This is a genomic window from Zoogloea oleivorans, assembly GCF_008107625.1.
Lineage (GTDB): Bacteria > Pseudomonadota > Gammaproteobacteria > Burkholderiales > Rhodocyclaceae > Zoogloea > Zoogloea oleivorans.
This window is the reverse complement of sequence record NZ_SDKK01000073.1, coordinates 1-2,869: the sequence shown is the minus strand read 5'-3', so window position 1 is coordinate 2,869 and position 2,869 is coordinate 1. Positions and strand designations below refer to the sequence as shown.

The window sequence follows — 2,869 nt, the reverse complement described above, 5'->3', positions numbered from 1 at the left end:
GATGCCGCCACCCAGGGCATCGAGATCTACGCCGAACACAGCGAGGATGCACGCCTCAATCCCGGCAAGCACCCCAATATCGACCGTCTGATCGGTCTGGTGGAGCGGGGCGAGACGCTACGGGTGAAGCACGTTTTCGCGACCTGAGCATTTCACGCATCGCAAACAGAAAGGGCTGCCGCTTGGCAGCCCTTTTTTTGTGGATCGGGTTGAAGCGCGACCTGCAGGTCAGGCGTCTGCGCGCCGTCGCATGGCCAGCAACCGGATGAGGCCGAGGCCGATGGCGATGCCGAGCGAATCGGCCAGCCAGTCCAGGGGGTCGCCGACCCGGTTGGTGGTGAGTTGGTCCTGGGCCACCTCGATCAGCAGCCCGTAGAGCACCAGCCCGCCTGCGACCCGCGAGGCCCGAGAGGGCCAGCCGGCCCAGCCCATCAGCATCAGTACGGCGAAGGCACCGCAGTGCTCGACCTTGTCCTGGAAGGCGACGACCATCGGGACCATGGGTAGCGGAATCATCGCCAGCGCGAAGATCACTACCAGGGCGACGATGAAGGTGCTGCGCACGACGAAAGGGGGAATGCGGGAGAGCATGGGATGACGGAAGTGGGATGCAGCTGGCATTGTAGCGGCCCGGATTCAGATGCGGGCGGCTTCCCGGGCTTGCCGTCGAGCGGCCAGCCATTCCCACACCAGTCCGCTGGGGGAGTCCTGTCCGGTGAGGACGAACTTGAGGGTGTGGCCGTTGAAAAGGGTCAGGGCGAGGTCCTTGCGGGCCCGTTCGCTGCCGACGAAAAGGATTTGGTCACCGAGGCGGACTTCCTGTTCATCCTCCGGCAGCAGGCGTGGTGGATCGCCTTCGCGCAGTAGCAGCAAGGCCCGGCAGGGGAGTTCCGGGCGGTCGGTTTCCGGAGCGCGCAGCAGGTCGGCGAGGCGCAGCTTTTGTTCGTGGCGCATCAGCATGCGATAGACGGAGGGTGCCTGGGCGAGGTTGATGGCCACGCTCCACACGGCCGGCACGTCCCAGCCGAAGCGGCCGGTCAGCTCGTCCAGCAGGGTCTTGGCCCAGGTGCCGTCGGCATGCCGGACGGTGTCGAGAAAAGGGGCGAGGAGCGGTGTGGTCAGAATGGCCAGACATTCGTGGGCGACGATCTCGCTGGGCACCATCGCGAAGTCGGACTCGAAGGCGTCGAACAGGGCCCGGTTGGCAACCTGATTCTGGCGCAGCACGGTGAACAGCCGGGGGTTGAGCTCCCGCGCGGTGACGACGATGGACAGGTTGTTCACATCGTTGCCGGTGGCCGCGACGATGCCGACCGCATCGGCGATGCCGGCGGCGCGCAGGGCCTCCGTGCCGGTGCCGTCGCCCTTGACCCAGGTGTGGGTCGGGTCGGCGGGCGGGGCCCGGTCGATGATGCTGACTGGCAGGTCGGCGTTCTCCAGCGCTTCGGTCATGACCTTGCCGAAGCTGCCGTAGCCGCACAGCACCCATTTGCCACGGGGCGGTTCGCGGTGGCGGGTGATGGTGGTGCCGGGCAGACCGGTGAGCCACAAGAGCAGGTTGTAGGCCGCTGGCGAGTGCAGGGCCAGGGCCATGTATTCGCCGAACTTCTCGAAGGGGTTGATGATGTGGCGGGTGCCGAAGGAGGCCATGTTGGCGACCGTATCGGTGTGCTCGGCGCGGCACAGGGCGGGCAGGGCAGGGGCCAGCAGGCGGGCGGCGATGGCCACGGCCAGGTTGGTGTTGTCGTCGTTGGTGAGGGCGATCACGCCGCGGCAATAGCGGCTGGTGAGTCCGGCAAAAATCAGCGTGTCGGGCTTGCCCGCATCGGCGCACAGGGCCGGCATGTCGGCCGAGTAGCTCTGCAGTTCGAGGTCGCCGACCTTGGCTTCGTCCAGTTCGATGACCACCGCCCGGTAGCCCAGTTCATCCAGCGCCTTACAGATCAGGCGGCCGGTTTCGCCGTAGCCGCAGACCAGGAAGAAGTGCTCCCGCAGACGCCGCACCTGGCGCGAAAAGCGCTGCACGGCCACTGCGTTGAGGAAGTTCTTGTCCTGCAGCATCGCGAACACGGTGCCCAGTGTGTAGGCCCAGCCGATCACCGACAGGTAGATGCACAAGGTCACCCACAGGCGCTGCTGCTCGGAAAAAGCGTAGGGAATCTCGCCAAAGCCAATGGTCGTGGCGGTATAGCTGAAGAAGTAGGTGGCGTGGAAGAAGCTCAGGCGCTGGATTGCCCCATTGGCATCCAGCGGGCCGGGCACCAGCGTGAGCCCGAGCACCGACACCGCGAAGATCACTATCAGGACGATCAGCGGCGGACGCAGCCGCCGCAGGACGAGAAAGATCGTGCTGGTGGGGGTGCTGCCGGCGTCCATGCCCTTAGCGACGCTGCATGATGGTTTCGGCCATCAGGATGACCACCGAGATCACGTTGGCGAAGAGCGCGCCGCCCGACAGCGACACGATGCTCGACATGGCGCCAGCGGTGAGCCCGGTGCCGGCAACGTGGATCGTGTAGCCCCACACCATCGCCGCGGCCAGCAGTTGCAGGTCGGCCACCAGGCTGGTGGCCAGGTGCACCGCGCCAATCTGGGTGCGGTCGCCAAACTTGAGTACGGTGGCGATCAGGTTCACCACGATGGCCGCGAAGAGCTCGTAGATGTCGTGATGGACCGGGTTGTCGATGTCGCCGATGAAGAAGCCGAAGTTGAGGGTGGCGGCGAAAACAATGAAGAAACCGAAGATGACTTTCTCGAGGTTCATCGGGGGGCGCGGGTAGAAGGGGAGTGGCGGAATGCTACACCGGAATGGAAACGACAAACGGGCCGCAATCGCGGCCCGTTTGTCGTTTTCCTGTGGGTCGGACTT

The 2,869-nt window shown here is 65.3% G+C and carries 4 protein-coding genes; 1 reads left to right on the top strand and 3 read right to left on the bottom strand.

Annotated elements, in window-relative coordinates:
* A partial coding sequence (locus ETQ85_RS25690) for a DUF2322 family protein (RefSeq protein ID WP_148581820.1) occupies window positions 1-147 on the top strand: 147 nt, incomplete at its 5' end.
* A gap of 81 nt (window positions 148-228) precedes the next feature.
* Here the strand turns inward: ETQ85_RS25690 and ETQ85_RS25685 are convergent.
* Genes ETQ85_RS25685 through ETQ85_RS25675 form a run of 3 tightly spaced genes read right to left on the bottom strand, consistent with a single transcriptional unit; the run spans window position 229 to window position 2,764 of the window.
* Window positions 229-591, bottom strand: a complete 363-nt coding sequence (locus ETQ85_RS25685; protein WP_148581821.1) for a VanZ family protein — start codon at window positions 589-591, stop codon at window positions 229-231.
* Window positions 592-636: 45 nt separating this feature from the next.
* Window positions 637-2,376, bottom strand: a complete 1,740-nt coding sequence (locus ETQ85_RS25680) for a potassium channel family protein (protein ID WP_148581819.1) — start codon at window positions 2,374-2,376, stop codon at window positions 637-639.
* Between the two features lie 4 nt (window positions 2,377-2,380).
* Complete coding sequence (locus tag ETQ85_RS25675; RefSeq protein WP_148581818.1) at window positions 2,381-2,764, bottom strand: DUF6394 family protein; 384 nt, start codon at window positions 2,762-2,764, stop codon at window positions 2,381-2,383.
* Window positions 2,765-2,869: the final 105 nt, after the last annotated feature.